Here is a 17754-nt window from a genome sequence, read left to right as displayed (position 1 = left end):
GGCTGACGCCTCGATCGCCGAGAGCGGGCTGGTGGAGCGGTATTACCGGCTCTACGGGCCGGATCGCTGACGGCGCGGCGGTTCCTGGCCGCGGCGATTGGGGACTGCGGCGAACACGAAAGTCGCGCCGGGAGTCTGCCACTCCCGGCGCGACTTTGTCGCTTTACGTCAGCCGCGCCGGCTCAGTGTGCCGCCAGCGTGTTGATCGCCGCGGCCGTCGTCGGGCCGCAGACGCCGCGCGGGTCCGCGGTGATGTTGAGCATGTTCTGGACGTAGGCGACGGCGTCGGTGGTGCGGGTGTCGTAGACACCGGTCACCGGGACCCAGGTGGGCGTGCCGAGGCGGTCCAGCAGGGTCTGAAGCGTCGACACGTTCGGGCCGGTGTCGCCGGCCTGCAGGGTGCCCGCGCTGGGCGAGATCGTCGGCGTGCTGCTCGGGGCCGAATTGCTGGGCGTCGGGGTCGGCGTCGGCGTGGGAGTCGGCGTCGGACCGGTGGGCGTCGGGCTGGTCGGCGTCGACGTCGGCGGCGCCGGGGTACCCGGAGTGCCGGGCGGCGAGGAGACCGGCGGGGTCGGTGTCCCGGGGGGCGTCGACGCGCTGGGCGGGGCACTCGTCGAACCGGACCCGCCGGTCGGCGGGTTGGTGGCCGGCGGCGTGCTCGGCGGCGGGGTCGAACCCTGCGTGTTCGACGGCAGGCCGGGCAGCGAGGAGCCGGGGCTGCCGGGCGCCGAGGTCGTGCCGCCACCGGCGGTGGAGGTGGTGCCCGGCGCGCCGGGTGCCGTGCTGTGGCCGCCGGGCGCGGTGTTCTGCGAGCCGGGAGCGTACGAGGAATGGGAGTCCTGGCCGGACGCGGTCGCGTCCAACGGCGAGGTCGCCGGGTCGGAACTGGCGCCGACGCCGACCCCGGACGTGGAACCGTTCGAGGTGGAGGAGATGCCCAGCCCGCTGGTCACCGACCCGTTGTTCCCCGAAGCCATGTCCATGGCCTGCGACCCGGGCGCCCCGGAACTGACGGCGTGCACCAATCCGAGCGCACCGCCACCGGCCGCGAGCACCGCCGCGATCGGCACGGCCGCGCGGAACGCGGGCCGCCGCGGCCCCCGATGCCGCCCGCCGGACGCACTGAAGTCACCGGAGTCACCGGAACCACCCCGGCCGAACGGGGGCAGATCGTCGTCATCGCCGCCGCCGAACCCACCGGAACCCGAAGCGGGCATCAGCGCGGTCTCGGCCACCGGCCGCCGCACCAGATCACGGCCCGTGGCCCGCTCGGACAGCCGGGCGACCTCACCGCGCCCCTCGGTCCCTATTCGATCCTCGCCGACCGGCCGAAGCCACTCGGGCTCCCGCCGCCGCGGCGCGCGCAGGTCCTCGGTGACGCCCTCGGCGCCGCCGGGCAGAGTGCTCGGGCGCGGGCGGAAGGACGGATCGCCCGACGCCTGCCGCTGTGGCAGCGCTGGCGAAGCCGGCCGCGGCTGGAAGGACGGGTGCTGGCCCGCCTGCTGCGGCGCGATGCCCTGGCCGCCAGGCTGCCCGGCCGCCGGACGCGGCTGGAAAGACGGATGCCGCGCGGCCGGTCGCTCGCCGAAAGCGGGCTGCTGACCGGTGCTCGGCTGCGGCGCCGTCGGCCGGGGCTGGAACGAAGAGTGCTGACCGGTGCTGCCCGGCTGCGGAGCGCTCGGGCGCGGCTGGAACGAGGGGTGCTGCTGAGGCACCACGCTTCGGTCAACAGGCTGCCCGGTCGCCGGGCGCGGCTGGAACGAAGGATGCTGCGGGGCGCTCCCCTGGGGAGTTGCCGGCCGCGGCTGGAAGGACGGGTGCTGCGGCGTGCTCGCCTGCGGATCCGCTGGTCGCGGAGCTGCGGGCCGCGCCTGGAAGGAAGGACGCAGCATGGGCGCAGGCTGCTCGCCGAAAAGCGGGTGCCGACCACTGCTCGGCTGCTGCTGTCCGCTCCCCGGCTGCGCAGCGCTCGGCCGAGGCTGGAAGGAAGGGTGCTGCCCACTCCCGCCACTCGCCGACTGCGGCATCACATTCTGGGGGCCCTGTGCTGCCGGCCGCGGTTGGAACGAAGGATGCTGGCCCGCTGAGGCTCCCTGCCCCTGCCCCTGCCCCTGCCCCGCGCCGGGCAGCCAGCCCGGGTCGGCCACCCGCCGCTGCGCCATCGGCAGATTCGCGCCGGTGTACGGCGTTCCGCCGCCGGCGCTCCGCTCCTGGTCGAGCATCGTGCGCGGCTGTCTGTGCGGCTGTCTGTGTGGCTGTTCGGGGGTCTGGCGCCGGGCGCCGTTCGTGTCCGCCACGCTGAACTCCTCCGTCTGCGGGCCGGGGCCGGGTGGCGCCGGCGTCGGTGCGCTCTCGCGGGGATCGGTGCGGGCGGGTGCGTCGCGGAGGCGGTCCGCTTCGCGGAGTGACCGCACCGGTATCCGGGGTAAGTCGGGCTCCGAGGGCTGCTGCGGTGTGGCCATCTCTGCCTATCCGTTCGTCCTTCGTGGCGTGGCGCGACTTTGGGCGATCACCGACGCTATCACTCTGATGTTCGTCCGTGTGGCCGAATCCCGGTATCAGCCCAGGGCCTGCTGCATCGCCTTGTCAGTGGCCGGTCCGTAGACCCCGTAGCCGTCCGCGGAGGCCGTGCCGGGGTTGGCGTCCTGGAAGTTCTCGACCGCGGTCTGCGTCGGGCCGTCGAACGTTCCGTTCACCTTCATCGGCCACCCGCCGTAACCCGCCGACTTCAGGTTCTGCTGAAGCTGGGTGACCGCGGGACCGCTGCTGCCCATCTGCAGCGAGGTGAACGTCGGCGAGGAGGACGTCGACGGCGGCGGCGCGGCCGGGACGCTGGCGCTGGACGTGGGCGGCGCGATGCTCGGCCGGGAGGCCATGCTCGCGGTGCTCGACGAGGGGTGGGACGGCGTGGAGGCCTTCGATTCGGTCTTCGTGGTGTGCGACGCCGAGGCCTTGGTCTGGCTGGTGCTGTCCGTCGCGGAGTCGGTCGGGCTGCCGGTCGGCGTCGGCGCGGCCGCCGCGGCGGCGGCGGACGTGGCGCTGTTCGCGGGGGTGTCCGGACCGGACGCCGCCCCGCTCGCGCTCGTCGCCCCGGCCGCCGCGGGTCCGGCGGACGGCGAACTCGAACCGCCGCCGAGGATGCTGTACGCCGCCACCCCCGCGACCACCACGCCGGCCAGGATCCCGGCCGCCTTCAGGGCCCGCGGCGGACGCGTCGAGCCGCGGTGCCGGCCCCAGTCGCCGTCGTCGTGGAAGTGGCCCTGCTCGCCCGGGGGCGGATTGTCGTAATCGTCGTACTCCGGGTCGTCGTAGTACTCGTCCTCGGCCGGGACCGCCAGGATCGGCATGGTCGTGGTCAGGTCGCTCATCGGCGGGTCCAGCTCCGGGTACGGAGCCAGATCCGGCCGGATCGGCCGGGCCACGGCGCGCGGCGCCGGCATCGGGTTCGAGACCAGCCCGGGGACCTGGTGCGGGTCCATGTCGCGCGGAGCCCGCGGGCCGGGCACGCCGCCGGGACCGCCGGAACGCCCGGCATCCGCCCCCGCGCCGTTCGGCCGACCGCGACCGCCCTGCGGCCCCCGGCCGTTCTCCGACCCGCGCCCGCCGCCCTGCGGCCCGCGCTCCGGCCCCCGGCCGTTCTGCGGCCCGCGGCCGCCTTCCCGCTCCGGCGCGCGCCCGTTCGGCTGCTGCCGTCCGCCCTGCCGCGGGCCGGGCGCCGCGCCGTCAGCACCCTGACGTCCCCGCCGTCCGCCCCCGCCGCCGGATCCAGAACCGGAACCGGAGTCCGAACCAGAGTCCGAACCAGAGCTCGAACCAGACCCGGAACCGCTCTTCACGAACGGCCGAACCATCGTCGGATCATCCTCGACGAAGTCCTCCGGCGGCCGAGCCCCCCGGCCGCCGCCCGCAGGCGGCCGGCCGTGGCCCTGCCGTCCGGGCTGCCGCCGTCCGGGTTGTTGCTCCATCGGGTACGCCCCCAACATCGGTCCGCAGTGATCGCTTCACTACCGCTCCCACCCGCGGTGTCCCGGAGAGTACCAGGAATCTCCTGCGTCCCTCCCGCAATGGCGTGACCTCGTCACGTGTTGCCCACGTGTTGCTTGCGGCACTCCCGGATGAACTCGGACGTTGAGTAGATTGGACCGCTATCAGCAGCGAAACCATACACAGCCGGAGGTAAGGGTTCGGATGACGGAGACCGCGACCACGAGCCGCGCTCAGCGCTTCCGAGAACGGATCCCGACCCTGCTGGTCTGGTACTGCCGGATCGTCGCGCTGGCCTCGATCCTGTCCGCCCTCTCGCCGCGCACCAACGAGCGCATCGACCGGCTGCCGGACTACATCCTGTTCAGCCTGGGGTTCCTGCTCGGCGTGCCCTCGATCGGCTTCGGCGTGCTGATGTTGATGCTGGGCGCCGCGATCCGACGCCGCAAGCGCGTCGCCTGGTGGCTGCTGATGGTGCTGGGCCTGTTCGTCGGGCCGCTGGGCTGGCTGGCCATCAGCGCCCTGCTCTACGACGTCAGCTCCTCCGACCTGCAGCCGCTGGCCCCGCTGATCGTGGCCTTCGTGGTCCAGGCGCTGTTCATCGCGGTGGTGATCTGGTCCCGCAAGCTGTTCTACGCGGTCTTCGACGCCGCGAACTTCCGGCTGGCGCTGGTCGTGCTGGCGGTGTCGCTGGCGCTGTCCACGATCCTGGGCGTCACCCTGGTGGCCCAGAACGACGCCAACCCGAGCACCGACCTCGGTGATCAGGCCCTTTACACGCTCAAGGCCGGGATGGCCGGCACCGGGATCTGGTGGTACGACACCGCCGTCGAGGTGCCGCACTGGGTGGACGTCACGGTCAACCTGATCGGCAGCATCATGATCCTCGCGGTGGCCTACGCTTTGTTCCAGCCGCGCCGCGGCACCGTCCGGCACCAGGCGGACGACGACGACCGGTTGCGCACACTGCTGGACAAGTTCGGCGACCAGGACTCTCTGGGGTACTTCAACCTGCGCCGGGACAAGGCGGTCATGTGGTCGCCGACCGGCAAGGCGGCGGTGGCGTACCGGCCGGTCGGCGGGGTTTCGCTGGCCTCCGGGGACCCGATCGGGGACGTCGAGGCGTGGCCGGGAGCGATCCAGGCGTGGCTGGCGGAAGCCAGGGAGCACGGCTGGGTGCCGGCCGTGATGGGCGCCTCGGAGGAGGGTGGCAAAGTCCTGACCCGGTTCGGGCTGGACGCCATCGAACTCGGCGACGAGGCGGTGGTCGAGGTCGAGGAGTTCACCCTGGAAGGCCGCGCGATGCGGGTGGTCCGGCAGGCCTACAACCGGGTCGAGCGGGCCGGCTACACCACCCGGATCCGCCGGCACGCCGACATCCCGGCCGAGGAGATGGCCTGGCTGGTCCGCAGGGCCGACGACTGGCGGGACGGCGCCGTGGAGCGCGGCTTCTCGATGGCCCTGGGCCGGCTCGGCGACCCGGCCGACGGGCAGTGCGTGATGGTCGAGTGCCTGGACGGCGCGGGCACGCTGCGCGCGCTGCTGTCGTTCGTGCCCTGGGGCACCAAGGGGCTGTCGCTGGACCTGATGCGCCGTGAGCGCGGGACCGAGAACGGCCTGGTCGAGTTCATGGTCATCGACGTGATCAAGGCCGGTCCCGAGCACAAGGTGGAGCGGGTCTCGCTGAACTTCGCGATGTTCCGCAGCATCTTCGACCGGGCCGGGCGGATCGGCGCCGGGCCCTTCCTGCGGCTGGCCCGGGTGCTGCTGACGGTGTTCTCGCGCTGGTGGCAGCTGGAGTCGCTGTACCGGGCGAACATGAAGTACCGGCCGGTATGGGAACCGCGCTACGTGTGCTTCCCGAAGGCCCGGGACCTGGCCCGGATCGCCATCGCGGCCGGGCGGGCCGAGGGCTTCATCGCGTTTCCGACGCCGCGGTTCCCGCGCCTGCGGCGTCAGCCCGAACTGGCCGCCGCGCCGCCCCCGGAGCAGCCCGGCGAGGACTGAACATTTGAACGTCGCACATATATACAAGGAGAAGCCGCGCGCGCAGCACTGCTGACACCGAAGCTACCGAGTAGTAGCTTTCCGCTGTGCCCCTGACGCTGACCCTGCTGACCCTGGTGGTCGCCTTCGCCGACTGGACCGCCGTCTCGCGGCGTGCCCTGGACCCGGCGTCGGCGGGCGCGCGCCGGGCGGAGTACGTCGCCAAGCCGCTGGCCATGGTCGCGCTGATCGCCGCGGCCCTGGCCAGCGCGCACGCGCACGCCGCTCCCGGCGTCCCCGGCCCGGACCGCGCGACCGCCTACCTCGTGGTCGCCACGGTCGCGGCGCTGGTCCTGAGCGCGGTCGGCGACGTCTTCCTGATGCTGCCCGAGGACTCCCCGTCGGCGGACCGGAACTTCGTCTTCGGCCTGGCCGCCTTCCTGCTCGCGCACGTCGCCTACATCGCCGCCTTCGTCCGGCTGCATACCCACGGCGGCTACGCGATCTCCCTGTTCCTCACCGGCCTGGTCCTGGCCGGGGCGATGTTCGCGACCGTTGGGCTGCGGATCCGCGGCGCGGCCGGGGAGGAGGACCCCGCGCTGGCCGTCCCGGTCCTGGCCTACGTCACGGTCATCTCGCTGCTGGTGGTGGCCGCCTGGTGGACCGGTGACCTGCGCATCATCCCCGGTGCGCTGCTGTTCGCGGCCTCCGACGCGATGATCGGCTGGACCCGCTTCGTGCGCCGGGACTGGGAGCTGGACGTGCCGATCATCGTCAGCTACCACTTGGCGCAGATCCTGCTGGTCCTCGGCCTGGTCCGCAGGTAGGGCGGAGATCGGGAGGGCGTCGCTGGTACCCTTGGGGTATGCGGGCTGTGACGCTGCTTCTTATGTCGCCGCGCTGAATGAGACGGGGCCATCTCCAGGCTCCGGTCAGCGCGGCTCCCCCTCATGCCGGAATGGGCGAGGGGCTTTTTCATTTCCAGCCCACCTCTGAATTCTGACTGACGTACCCCGAGGACTGAGACGACGATGAGCGAGCAGACCACACAGCAAAAGCCCGCGAGCGACGAGCCCAAGTTCCGGTACACAGCCTCTGTGGCGGCGGATATCGAGCCGAAGTGGCAGGAGTACTGGGCCGCGCACCACACTTTCGAGGTACCGGACCATCCGGCCGACACCGGGGCGCCCAAGGCCTACGTCCTGGACATGTTCCCGTACCCCTCCGGCGCCGGCCTGCACGTCGGCCACCCGCTGGGGTACATCGCCACCGACGTGCTGGGCCGGTTCAAGATGATGACCGGCCACAACGTGCTGCACACGATCGGCTTCGACGCCTTCGGCCTGGCCGCCGAGCAGTACGCGGTCGAGCACGGCATCCACCCGCGGATCAGCACCGAGGCCAACATCGCCCGGTACAAGGAGCAGATCCGCCGCATCGGCTTCGGCCACGACACCCGGCGCGGGGTGTCGACGATCGACGTGTCCTTCTACAAGTGGACGCAGTGGATCTTCCTGCAGATCTTCAACTCCTGGTACGACGACCAGGCCGACCGGGCCCGCCCGATCAACACCCTGATCGCGCAGTTCGCCGAGGGCGCCCGCCGCACCCCGGACGGCCGCGCCTGGGACGCGCTGTCCGCCCAGGAGCAGGCCACGATCATCGACTCCCACCGCCTGGCCTACATCGCCGACGCCCCGGTGAACTGGTGCCCGGGCCTGGGCACCGTGCTGTCCAACGAGGAGGTCACCGCGGACGGCCGCTCCGAGCGCGGCAACTTCCCGGTGTTCAAGCGCAACCTGCGCCAGTGGATGATGCGGATCACCAAGTACGCCGACCGGCTGCTGGCCGACCTGGACCGGCTGGACTGGCCCGAGCCGATCAAGCTGCAGCAGCGGAACTGGATCGGCCGCTCCGAGGGCGCGCGGGTGCACTTCCCGGTCACCGCCGTGGACGGCGCCGAGAAGACCATCGAGATCTTCACGACGCGCCCGGACACCCTGTTCGGTGCCACGTACATGGTGCTGGCCCCGGAGCACGAACTGGTCGACTCCTTCGTCGCCGAGGAGTGGCCGGCCGGCACCGGCGAGAAGTGGACCGGCGGCCACGCCACCCCGGCCGAGGCCGTCGCCGCCTACCGCGCGGCCGCAGCCGCCAAGACCGAGGTCGAGCGGCAGACCGAGGGCCGGCAGAAGACCGGCGTGTTCACCGGCACGTTCGCGGTGAACCCGGTCAACGGCGAGGGCGTGCCGGTGTTCATCGCCGACTACGTGCTGATGGGCTACGGCACCGGCGCGATCATGGCGGTGCCCGCGCACGACCAGCGCGACTTCGAGTTCGCGCGGGCCTTCGACCTGCCGATGCGGATCGTCGTGGCGCCGCCGGCGCAGTGGCCGCTGGACGTCGATGAGTGGACCGAGGCCTACGACTCCAAGACCGCGCAGATCACCAACTCGGCCAACGACGAGGTGTCGCTGGAGGGGCTGCCGGTCCCGGCCGCGATCCGGGCCATCTCCGAGTGGCTGACTGCCAAGGGCATCGGCGAGGGCACCGTCACCTACCGGCTGCGCGACTGGCTGTTCTCGCGGCAGCGGTACTGGGGCGAGCCGTTCCCGATCGTGTACGCCGTGGACGGCCCCGAGGCCGGGATCGCCCGGGCGCTGCCGGAGTCGATGCTGCCGCTGGAGCTGCCGGAGGTCGAGGACTTCTCGCCGAAGACCTTCCAGGCCGGCGACGTCACCAGCGCGCCGGAGCCGCCCCTGGCCCGGGCCGCCGACTGGGTCAACGTCACCCTGGACCTGGGCGACGGCCCGCGGCAGTACCACCGCGAGACCAACACCATGCCGCAGTGGGCCGGCTCGTGCTGGTACTACCTGCGGTACCTGTCGCCGACCGACGACACCCGGTTCGTAGACGCCGCGGCCGAGAAGTACTGGATGGGGCCGCGGGACCCCGAGGACACCGGCGGCGTGGACCTGTACGTCGGCGGCGCCGAGCACGCGGTGCTGCACCTGCTGTACTCGCGCTTCTGGCACAAGGTGCTGTTCGACCTGGGCCAGGTCACCAGCGCCGAGCCGTTCCGCAAGCTGTACAACCAGGGCATGATCCAGGGCGCCTCCTACATGGATGCGCGCGAGGTCTACGTCCCGGCGGACGAGGTCACCGAGGTCGAGGGCAAGTACTTCTACCGGGGCGAGCAGGTCACGCAGCACTTCGGCAAGATCGGCAAGTCGCTGAAGAACGTCATCTCGCCGGACGACATGATCGACGAGTACAGCGCCGACACCCTGCGGATCTACGAGATGTCGATGGGCCCGCTGGACATGTCCAAGCCCTGGGACACCCGCGCCTCGATCGGCAGCTTCCGCTTCCTGCAGCGGCTGTGGCGCAACGTGATCGACGAGGAGACCGGCGAGGTCACGGTCGTCGGCACCGAGCCCGACGAGGCCACACTGCGGGCCGTGAACAAGACCATCGACGGCGCCCGCAACGACATGGAGGGCCTGCGCTTCAACACCGCGATCAGCAAACTGATCGAGCTGAACAACCACCTGACCCGCCTGCCCGCCGTCCCGCGTTCCGCGGCCGAGGCCCTGGTGGTGCTGACCGCCCCCTTCGCCCCCCACATCGCCGAGGAACTGTGGACCCGCCTGGGCCACGACGACTCGGTGGCGCACGCCGCCTACCCGGTCGCCGACCCCGCCTACCTGGTCGACGAGACGGTGACCTGCGTGGTGCAGGTCGCGGGCAAGGTGAAGGACCGCCTGGAGGTCTCCCCGGGCATCGACCAGGACGCCCTGCGCGAACTGGCACTGGCCTCCGAAGGCGTCCAGAAGGCGCTGGAGGGCCGCGGCGTGCGAACGGTGATCGTCCGCGCGCCGAAGCTGGTGAACGTGGTACCGGCGTAGCGGTTCAGGCTTGAGCCACGGCCCGGTGCCGACCGTCTTCGGACGGCCGGCACCGGGCCGTTCGGCACCCGGGCCGCCCACCGATCCAGGACCGGTCCTCGACCAGGCTTGCTAGCGTCCCGGCCCATGGCGATTCTCATCCCGGAAACGGGATCCCCCGCGTGGAAGCGCATGCCCCTGCCGCCGGTCCAGGGCCGCGACACCGCAGCCTTCACCACGGCGATCCGGGCCGCGATCGGCGCCTCAGCCCTCACCGTCGTGGACCTGACACCCGACCTCGACCTCTACATCGATGACGAAGGCAAGCTGGACGACCGGCCCGTCAACGCCGCCGCGACCGCCTTCGTCCGTGCCCTCCGGCCCCAGTTCGGCAAGCGGATCCACGGCTCGGCGATGGTGGTGGCGCGCCAGGGGGCCAGGAACATGGACCTGTCGGAGTCGCAGGAAGCAGCGGTGGTCCGGCGTCTGCCGGAGTCGTCGGAGGGCTCGGTCGGTGGCAAGGCGCCGGGGAAGAAGAAGCGCTTCTGGCAGCGGTAGCCGGCGAGTCGGCTAGTCGGCAGCCGGTGCGGGCACTGAGACCGGGGCTGGAGCCGGAGCCGGGAGTGGCACCGGAGCTGTGGCCGGTGCCGAAAAAACCCCAGCCCGCCTGCCGCGCGGCAGCAACAACGGCGTCGCCAGCAACAGCGCCCCGGCCAGCCCGAGCCCAAACCGCGGGCTGGTCAGCGTCGCGATCACCCCCCACAGCGCGGTGGCCACGGCGATGCTGGTCTTGTTGGTGATCGACCAGGCCGACAAGACCCGGGTGACGTTCGCGGTCCCGGCATGCTCCAGCCGGTGGGTCGCCAGGACCGGGTTGTAGACGCCCGAGAAGGTGATCAGTCCCCCCTCCACCACCATCACCAGCAGCAGGCCGGGCCACCCCGGGCCGACGAAGGCCAGGCCGATCGGCCAGACCGCGCGCAGCGTGCAGGCCGCGCGCAGGACCGTGGGGCGGCCGTAGCGGGCGACCAGGTGCGGGCTCAGGCGGGAGCCCAGCAGGCCGCCGAGGCAGGGGACTGCGAAGACCAGGCCGAACTCCCACGCCGGGAAGCCGAGGCGGCCGAGCATCAGGACCGCGAGCAGCGGCGACTGGGCCATGATCAGGCAGTTGGCCGCCGCACTGTTGAAATACAGCGGCCGCAGCGCCGGGCTCTTCAGGATGTGGCGCCAGCCTTCGACGAGGTCGCGGATGCGTAGGCCGGTGGCCCCCTCCCGGGCCGGGGGGCTGGCCTCCCCGCCGCCGATCGCGCGGATCCCGAGGGCCGAGAGCAGGTAGCTCACGGCGTCCGCGACGATCGTCACCACCGGCCCGAACAGGCCGATCGCCGCCCCGCCCAGCGGCATGCCCAGGACGGTCGCCGTCCACTGCGTGGACTCGAAGCGGCCGTTGGCGACCATCAGGTCCTCGCGGGCGACCAGGGTCCGCAGGTGCGCGCCGCTGGCCGCGGTGAACGTCAGATCGGCCGCCCCGGTCACGATCGACACCACGAGCAGCTGCGCGAACGTCAGCTCGCCGAAGGCGTAGGCGACCGGGATCGTCAGCAGTACGAAGAACCGCACCAGGTCCATGGTGATCATCACCGGCCGCTTGCGCCGGAACTCCACCCACGGCCCGAGCGGCAGCGCCACCAGCGCCCCGACCAGCGTCCCGGACGCCGAGAGCGCGGCGACCTGCGCGGGGCCGGAGTGCAGCACCTTGATGAGGATCAGCGAGAAGGCGTTGAACGCCAGGAAGGTGCCCAGCGTGCTGACCGCGTAGGCCGACCAGAGCCAGTTGAACTGCCGTCCCAAGTTCCGCCGAATCGTCGGTTTCGACCGCTCCGCCATACCCGCACACCCCTAGGGCTCCACAACCATCCGCTGACTCACGGCATCCAACCGGGCGGGCGAAGGCCAGGTCAAACAACTAAGAGGGCTGCCTTCCACAACCACCGGTTGTGTCGTTAGGCTGGCCCGCCATGGACCTCGAAGCTGTGCGCACCTTCATCGCGGCCGCCGAGACCGGACGCTTCCAGGACGCCGCGACCGATCTCGCGGTCACCCAACAGGCGGTGTCCAAGCGGATCGCGGTGTTGGAGAAGGAACTCGCGGTGCGGCTGTTCATCCGGACGGCGCGCGGGGCCCAGCTCACCATCGACGGCCAGGCGTTCCTGCCGCATGCCAGGGCTCTGATCCAGGCCGAGGCGAAGGCGATGGCCTCGGTGCGGCCGGGGCGGCGGGCGCTGCGGGTGGACGTCATCGCCAAGCGCAGCGGGATGTCGGCGCAGCTGCGGGGCTTCCACGAGGCGCGGCCGGACGTCGAGCTCGACGTCGTGGCGCTGCCCGAGGGCGAGGTGGCGTTCGCCGCGGTGCGAAGCGGGGAGATCGACGCGACGTTCCGGTACGTTTTGCCCGCCCACGGCCTGCTGCCGGGCTTGGAGTCCGAGCGGGTCTTCGACGATCGCCTCGACCTGTTGGTCGGGCCCCGGCATCCGCTGGCCGCGGCCCGCAGTGTGCGGCTCGCGCAGCTGGTGGGGTACCGGATCTGGATTCCGGGGATCGCTCCCGGTGTCGAGTGGTCCGACTACTACGAGGCGATGGCGTCCGAGTTCGGGCTCTCCATCGACGGGATAGGGCCGTTCTTCGGGTCCGACCATCTCATGGACGTCGTCGGCGACTCCTCCGACGTCGCCTCGCTGGTCGCGGAGAAGCCGCGGCTGGCCTGGCCGAGCGGGCACGACCTGCGTCGGATCCCGGTGGTGGATCCGACGCCGGTGTATCCGCACTCGTTGGTGTGGGGGCAGGACAACGCGCATCCCGCGTTGTCGATGCTTCGCGGGTATTTCGCGGCTATGGGGCGGCCGATCGGGGCTGCCGGGTCCTGGACGCCGGCCGGGGCCTGAGACTCCGGTCGCCTGACCCCGGTCGCCGTGCCTCATCCAGGCGCGACGATGACGCCGAGCACACCCGGCCCGACGTGCGCGCCGATCACCGCACCGACCTCGCACACCGTGACGCCGGCCAGGCCCGGCAGCCGTTCCTGGAGCCGGGCGGCCAGGGCCTCGGCGCGTTCGGCGGCGTCCAGGTGCTGCACCGCGATCTCGACCGAGCTGCCGTCGCCCCCGGCCCGCTCCACCGCGATCTCCTCCAGCCGGGCGATGGCCTTGGCGGAGGTGCGGACCTTCTCCAGCGGCTCGACGCGGCCGTCGGCCATGTGCAGCAACGGCTTCATCGCCAGGGCGGAGCCGAGCAGGGCCCGCGCGGAGCCGATGCGTCCGCCGCGCCGCAGGTATTCGAGGGTGTCGACGTAGAAGAAGGCGGAGGCGGTGGCCGAGCGCTTGGCGGCGATGTCGGCGACGGCGTCCAGGTCGTGCTCGCCGTCCCGCCCGGCCTCGGCCGCCGCCAGCACGGAGAAGCCCAGGGCCATGCCGATGGTGCGGCTGTCCAGCACCCGGACCGGGATCGGCGCGTCCTTCGCGGCCAGCTCGGCCGACTCCAGCGTCGCGGACAGCTCGGCGGAGATGTGCAACGACACCACCCCCTCGGCCCCGCCCTCGGCCGCGGCGCGGTACGCGGCGGCGAAGTCCTCCGGCGTGGGACGTGAGGTGGTCGCGGTCTCGTGCGCCCGCAACGCCGCCACCAGCAGCCCACCGGTCGCCGGATCCGCCTCGCTGTGCGGCGCGCCCCGCACGATCACCTCCAGCGGAACCGCCGTGACGCCGTGGGCGGCCGCCGACGCCGCCGACAGACAGGCCGTGGAGTCGGTGACGAGCGCGATGCGGGGCATACCGCCGAGGTTATCCGGAGGTGGCGTCCGGGCAAATGGGCGGGAGCCGGAACGGGCTACCGCCAGGCGCCGATCAGATAATCAATCACCGAAACGACTCCGACCCGACCACAATGCGAAGCATGAACGACGACAACCTGACCCTCATCAACCCGTCGGGCCTGCACCCCACCTCCGGCTACGCCCACGTCACCATCGCCCCCGCCGGCCGCACCGCCCACCTGGCCGGCCTGTGCCCCCTGGACGCCGACGAGAAGGTGGTCGGCCCCGACCTGTTCGCCCAGATCGACCAACTGGTCGCCAACGGCCTCACCATCTTGCGGGCGGCCGGCGCCCGTCCGGAGGACGTGGTCCGCTCGGTGATCTACGTGGTCAGCGACCAGAGCGCGACCCTGGCCGCGGCCTGGGAACACCTGATGGCCTCGGCGCTGGCACCCGCCCTCCGGACGGCGAGCACGCTGCTCGGCGTCGCCGCGCTGGGGTACGGGGGACAGCTCATTGAGGTGGATCTGACGGCCGCTTTGGCGGAGTGAACATGGGACAATACCCATGAGGCCGAATCGGCACGGCCGCCGATGACTCGGTAGCTGGATAGCTGGATAGCTGGACAACTCGACAACTCGATGACGAGAGGGAGGTGACGCCATGGAAACGCAGAAGACCAACCCGGGCGCCACCTCTCCGCGCTGAGGAGACAACCTCCGACCTCGCGGCAGCCCTCGTGCGCCCGGGACACGTCCCGGATTCCCATTGCACGAGAGGAACCTCCCCGTGACCTTGCACGTCCGCCCCGCCGCGGTCGAAGACACCGCCGCGATCGACGATTTGCTCACCGCCTACGCCCACGCCCGCCGGATCCGCCTTCCCGGGGTCGGCGCCGCCCTGGACCGCCTGACGCGGCCGGAATCGATTCCCGCCGTCGTCCAGGACGCCGCGCGGATCGTCGGCTTCGGCCACGCCTGGCCCGCCGGTCAGGCCGTCCGATGCTTCGCCCGAGTACACCCGGAGCACGTCGGCCGGGGTGTCGGCACGCTGCTGCTGGACGATCTGGAGCACCGCTCCCACGGCTTCGGAAAGCCGGTCTTCAACGTCATGCAGCCGGCTGCCGACGATGCCGCGACAGGCCTGCTCATCGGTCGCGGATACGAGATCATCTGCCACGTCCTGCGCATGCAGATGAGTTTGGATCGCTACCAGCCGCCGTCAGCGGTCCTGCCCGCGGGCGTCACCCTGGGCCCGTTCCGAGCAGGGCATGACGAAGCCCGCCTGTTCGACGCCTTCCGCGACGCCAACCCCGGACACCCGGCCGAGGAGGGCGAGTGGTGGCACGACATGCGCGACGACCCGGCGATGCCCCACGACCCGACGCTGTGGTTCACCGCCCGACGCGGCACAGAGATCGTCGGGTACTCGCTGGGCTCCCGGCACGAGCTCGACGGCCGCACGGTCGGCTACGTGGCCGAGATCGGCGTGCGGCCCCCGGATCGCGGCCAGGGGATCGCCTTCGCCGCGCTCACCGCGACGATCGGCGCGTTCCACCGGGCCGGACTGCCCGCGGCGACCCTGAACGTCGACGCCGACAACCTGACCGGCGCGCTCCGCCTCTACCGCAAGGCCGGAATGCACGCGGTGCCGCAGTCGAGCGAGTGGTCGAAGAGGCTGGCCGACTGACGCGACCGGCCTGAACCGGGCCGCCGGGACACGGCGGTGCGGAACCCGCGCGGCTACGCAATGCAAGAGCCCGGCGTTCAGAACGCCGGGCTCCGTATTGATCGGCTCAGTGTCGGTCGGGGCGGTGTTGATCGGGGCAGTGTTGATCGGGGCAGTTTCGATCGGTGCAGTGCCGTGCACCGATCGGCTCAGCGTCGGCCGAACCGCCGGACCAGGACCAGGCCGCCGGCCATCAGCAGCAGACCGCCGCCGGCCGCGGTGGCCAGCGTCGGGGTCGACATGCCGGTGAAGGCCAGGCCGTCGTGCTTGGCGCAGGCTCCTGACTTGCCGGTCGCGCCGCAGCAGCCCTTGTTACCGGCAGCCATGTGCCCCGACCCGCAACAGTCCTTGCCGCCGGCAGCCATGTGCCCCGAGCCGCAACATGCGCTCGCGGCAGCCGCGCCGCAGCAAGCACTCGCATTCGCGCTCCCGCCCGCAGCCCCGCAGCAGCCACTCGCCGCACCCGAGCCAGCGCCGCCCGAGCAGCACCCGCTACCGCCGCCAGTCGCCGCCGCCCCGCAGCATCCGCTACCACCCGCGCTATTCGCGCCACCCGCGCCACCCGCGCAGCTACCTCCCGCAGCCGCGGCGGGCGGGTCCGGCGGATCCGCGGGCTTCGGCGCGGCGAAGCGCGGGGGAGGAGGCGGCGCGATGAACACCGGCGGCCGGGGACGTCCGGAGGCCGGGTCCGGCGCCAGCGGACCGTGTACCGGCACCGTTGCCGGCTTCGGCGGCGGCGGTGGCGGCATGAAGCCGTCGTAGTGCAGGGGGTCCGTGCGGAGCAGGTTGCCCAGGCTGGGGACGTAGGCCCTCGCCCGCGCCACCAGCGTGCGGTAACCCACCGCCGCGGTGACCATCGCCGTGCACTGCAATGACCCGTTCGGTTCCAGCGACAGCTGCCCGTCCTGCCCCGTCGGGCACGTCACCGGGATGGGGCGCGGGTCCAGGTCCTTGAGGGTGATCGAGATGTCGCGCAAATCCGCCTCGCCGGGGGTGTCGGCGAGGGTGATGCGGACCAGGTGCTTGGTGCCGACCAAGAGGCGCTGGTCTTGGCCGTCCATCGTGGCGGTCAGGGTCATGCCCGCTCCGCCGCCGGCGTAGGCCGGGGTGGTGCCGGCCGCGGTGGCGGCCAGCGTTGGGGCCAGGCTGAGCCCGACCGCCAGCAGTAATCGCAACGTACGCATGCTTCCAGATATGGGGAGCGGGCCCCTGCGTTATGTCCGGCGCGCCGTCAGTTCCCACCGATGGCGCACAGAATTGCCGGACCTCCATTGATCGGATCAGTGAAGGTCTGGCCGGTGACCTGGGATTTTGACAGACTCTGGAAATGTCTCAATATCCTGAGGTCAGAGCCCGGTCATGGCTGGAACCGGTACCCCATTCCCGGCTCGGTCAGCAGATGCGCTGGCCGCGATGGCTCCCGCTCCAGTTTCCGCCGCAGCTTCGTGAAGTGGAAGCGCAGCAGCGGCGTGTCGTTCTCATACCCGTGCCCCCACACCTCGGTCAGCAGCTGACGCGCCGACACCAGCCGCCCGGCGTTCTTCAGCAGCACCTCGACGATGCCCCACTCGGTCGGGGTCAGGTGCACGGTGGCCGGCACCGCCTCCGGCGCGTCGGGCATCCGGGTCACGGTGTGCGAGGCCACGTCCACGTCGAAGTCCCCGACCCGCTGCACCGCCGCCTTCGGCGCGTTGCGGTCGGCGTGCCGCCGCGCCACCCGCAGCCGGGCCAGCAGTTCCTCCATCGAGAACGGCTTGGTCAGGTAGTCGTCGGCCCCGGCGTCCAGGGCCTCGACCTTGTCCGAGGCGTCGGCCCGGCCGGAGAGCACCACGATCGGCACCTCGGTCCAGCCCCGCAGCCCCTTGATCACCTCGGCCCCGTCCAGGTCCGGCAGCCCCAGGTCGAGCACCACCAGGTCGGGCAGCGTGCGGGCGGCTATGGCCAGCGCGGAGGTGCCGTCGACGGCGGTGACCACCTCGTATTTGCGGGCGGTCAGATTGATCCGCAGGGCCCGAAGCAGCTGCGGTTCGTCGTCCACCACCAGGACCTTGATCATCGAGCGGGCTCCTCAGCGCCGGTAGGAGTGGTCGCGGCCGGACCCGCGGACGCGGCCGGACCCGCGGAACCAGACGGCCGGGTAGCCGCGGCACCGTCACCATGCCGAGAGGCCGCGTCCAAAGCCGCGTCCAAAGCATTGTGCGAAGTCCCGCCGTCGGCCATGGCGTCCGGCTCCACGCTCCCGGCCGTCCCCGCGGCCGGCAGCGAAACCACCATCGTCATACCCCCACCGGGCGTCTCCTCGGGAGTCAGCGTCCCGCCCATGGCCTCCACCAGCCCCCGGGACAATGCCAACCCCAGGCC

General features: G+C 71.9%; 14 protein-coding genes. 7 read left to right on the top strand and 7 right to left on the bottom strand.

Annotated features, from left to right (window positions below):
* Positions 1–182: 182 nt before the first annotated feature.
* Positions 183–1715 (bottom strand): peptidoglycan-binding protein, encoded by a 1533-nt coding sequence (locus KGQ19_RS52310; protein WP_212019153.1) that lies wholly within the window; start codon positions 1713–1715, stop codon positions 183–185.
* An 843-nt stretch (positions 1716–2558) separates the two neighbouring features.
* Positions 2559–3851: a peptidoglycan-binding domain-containing protein gene (locus KGQ19_RS39795; protein ID WP_212019151.1), complete on the bottom strand. Its 1293-nt coding sequence runs from the start codon at positions 3849–3851 to the stop codon at positions 2559–2561.
* A gap of 337 nt (positions 3852–4188) precedes the next feature.
* Here KGQ19_RS39795 and KGQ19_RS39790 point away from each other — a divergent pair, with 337 nt between their 5' ends.
* The 4 genes from KGQ19_RS39790 to KGQ19_RS39775 all read left to right on the top strand — a co-directional run bounded on the left by KGQ19_RS39790 (position 4189) and on the right by KGQ19_RS39775 (position 10415).
* Positions 4189–5991 (top strand): phosphatidylglycerol lysyltransferase domain-containing protein, encoded by a 1803-nt coding sequence (locus tag KGQ19_RS39790; protein WP_230420166.1) that lies wholly within the window; start codon positions 4189–4191, stop codon positions 5989–5991.
* 86 nt (positions 5992–6077) lie between these two features.
* Entirely contained in the window at positions 6078–6797 is a 720-nt protein-coding gene (locus tag KGQ19_RS39785) for a lysoplasmalogenase (RefSeq protein WP_212019149.1), read from the top strand.
* 204 nt (positions 6798–7001) lie between these two features.
* Positions 7002–9878 carry a leucine--tRNA ligase gene (leuS, locus tag KGQ19_RS39780; protein ID WP_212019147.1) on the top strand — a complete coding sequence of 959 codons (2877 nt, stop codon included), beginning with the start codon at positions 7002–7004 and terminating at the stop codon, positions 9876–9878.
* 126 nt (positions 9879–10004) lie between these two features.
* Positions 10005–10415 carry a DUF3846 domain-containing protein gene (locus KGQ19_RS39775; RefSeq protein ID WP_212019146.1) on the top strand — a complete coding sequence of 137 codons (411 nt, stop codon included), beginning with the start codon at positions 10005–10007 and terminating at the stop codon, positions 10413–10415.
* A gap of 12 nt (positions 10416–10427) precedes the next feature.
* On the opposite strand, the gene KGQ19_RS39770 is transcribed toward KGQ19_RS39775, so the two are convergent.
* Positions 10428–11744 (bottom strand): MFS transporter, encoded by a 1317-nt coding sequence (locus tag KGQ19_RS39770; protein ID WP_212019143.1) that lies wholly within the window; start codon positions 11742–11744, stop codon positions 10428–10430.
* Positions 11745–11875: 131 nt separating this feature from the next.
* Between KGQ19_RS39770 and KGQ19_RS39765 the strand changes: the two genes are divergently transcribed.
* Positions 11876–12799 carry a LysR family transcriptional regulator gene (locus KGQ19_RS39765; RefSeq protein WP_212019141.1) on the top strand — a complete coding sequence of 308 codons (924 nt, stop codon included), beginning with the start codon at positions 11876–11878 and terminating at the stop codon, positions 12797–12799.
* Positions 12800–12831: 32 nt separating this feature from the next.
* Here KGQ19_RS39765 and KGQ19_RS39760 read toward each other — a convergent pair whose 3' ends face one another.
* Complete coding sequence (locus tag KGQ19_RS39760; RefSeq protein WP_212019139.1) at positions 12832–13683, bottom strand: DegV family protein; 852 nt, start codon at positions 13681–13683, stop codon at positions 12832–12834.
* 122 nt (positions 13684–13805) lie between these two features.
* On the opposite strand from KGQ19_RS39760, the gene KGQ19_RS39755 reads away from it, so the two are divergent.
* Positions 13806–14216, top strand: coding sequence for a RidA family protein (locus tag KGQ19_RS39755; RefSeq protein ID WP_212019137.1), 411 nt, complete (start codon positions 13806–13808; stop codon positions 14214–14216).
* A gap of 238 nt (positions 14217–14454) precedes the next feature.
* Positions 14455–15354 (top strand): GNAT family N-acetyltransferase, encoded by a 900-nt coding sequence (locus KGQ19_RS39750; RefSeq protein ID WP_212019135.1) that lies wholly within the window; start codon positions 14455–14457, stop codon positions 15352–15354.
* Positions 15355–15542: 188 nt separating this feature from the next.
* Here the strand turns inward: KGQ19_RS39750 and KGQ19_RS39745 are convergent, their stop codons facing one another.
* The 3 genes from KGQ19_RS39745 to KGQ19_RS39735 all read right to left on the bottom strand — a co-directional run.
* Positions 15543–16577: a hypothetical protein gene (locus KGQ19_RS39745; protein ID WP_212019133.1), complete on the bottom strand. Its 1035-nt coding sequence runs from the start codon at positions 16575–16577 to the stop codon at positions 15543–15545.
* A 173-nt stretch (positions 16578–16750) separates the two neighbouring features.
* Positions 16751–17449, bottom strand: coding sequence for a response regulator (locus KGQ19_RS39740; RefSeq protein ID WP_212019131.1), 699 nt, complete (start codon positions 17447–17449; stop codon positions 16751–16753).
* On the bottom strand, positions 17446–17754 hold a 309-nt coding region (locus KGQ19_RS39735; RefSeq protein WP_212019129.1), incomplete at its 5' end, for a hypothetical protein. The genes KGQ19_RS39740 and KGQ19_RS39735, both read right to left, overlap by 4 nt.

It is taken from the genome of Catenulispora pinistramenti, assembly GCF_018274385.1.
GTDB classification, from domain to species: domain Bacteria; phylum Actinomycetota; class Actinomycetes; order Streptomycetales; family Catenulisporaceae; genus Catenulispora; species Catenulispora pinistramenti.
The sequence above is the reverse complement of the archived record's forward strand: the minus strand, read 5'-3'. Positions and strand labels throughout refer to the sequence as shown.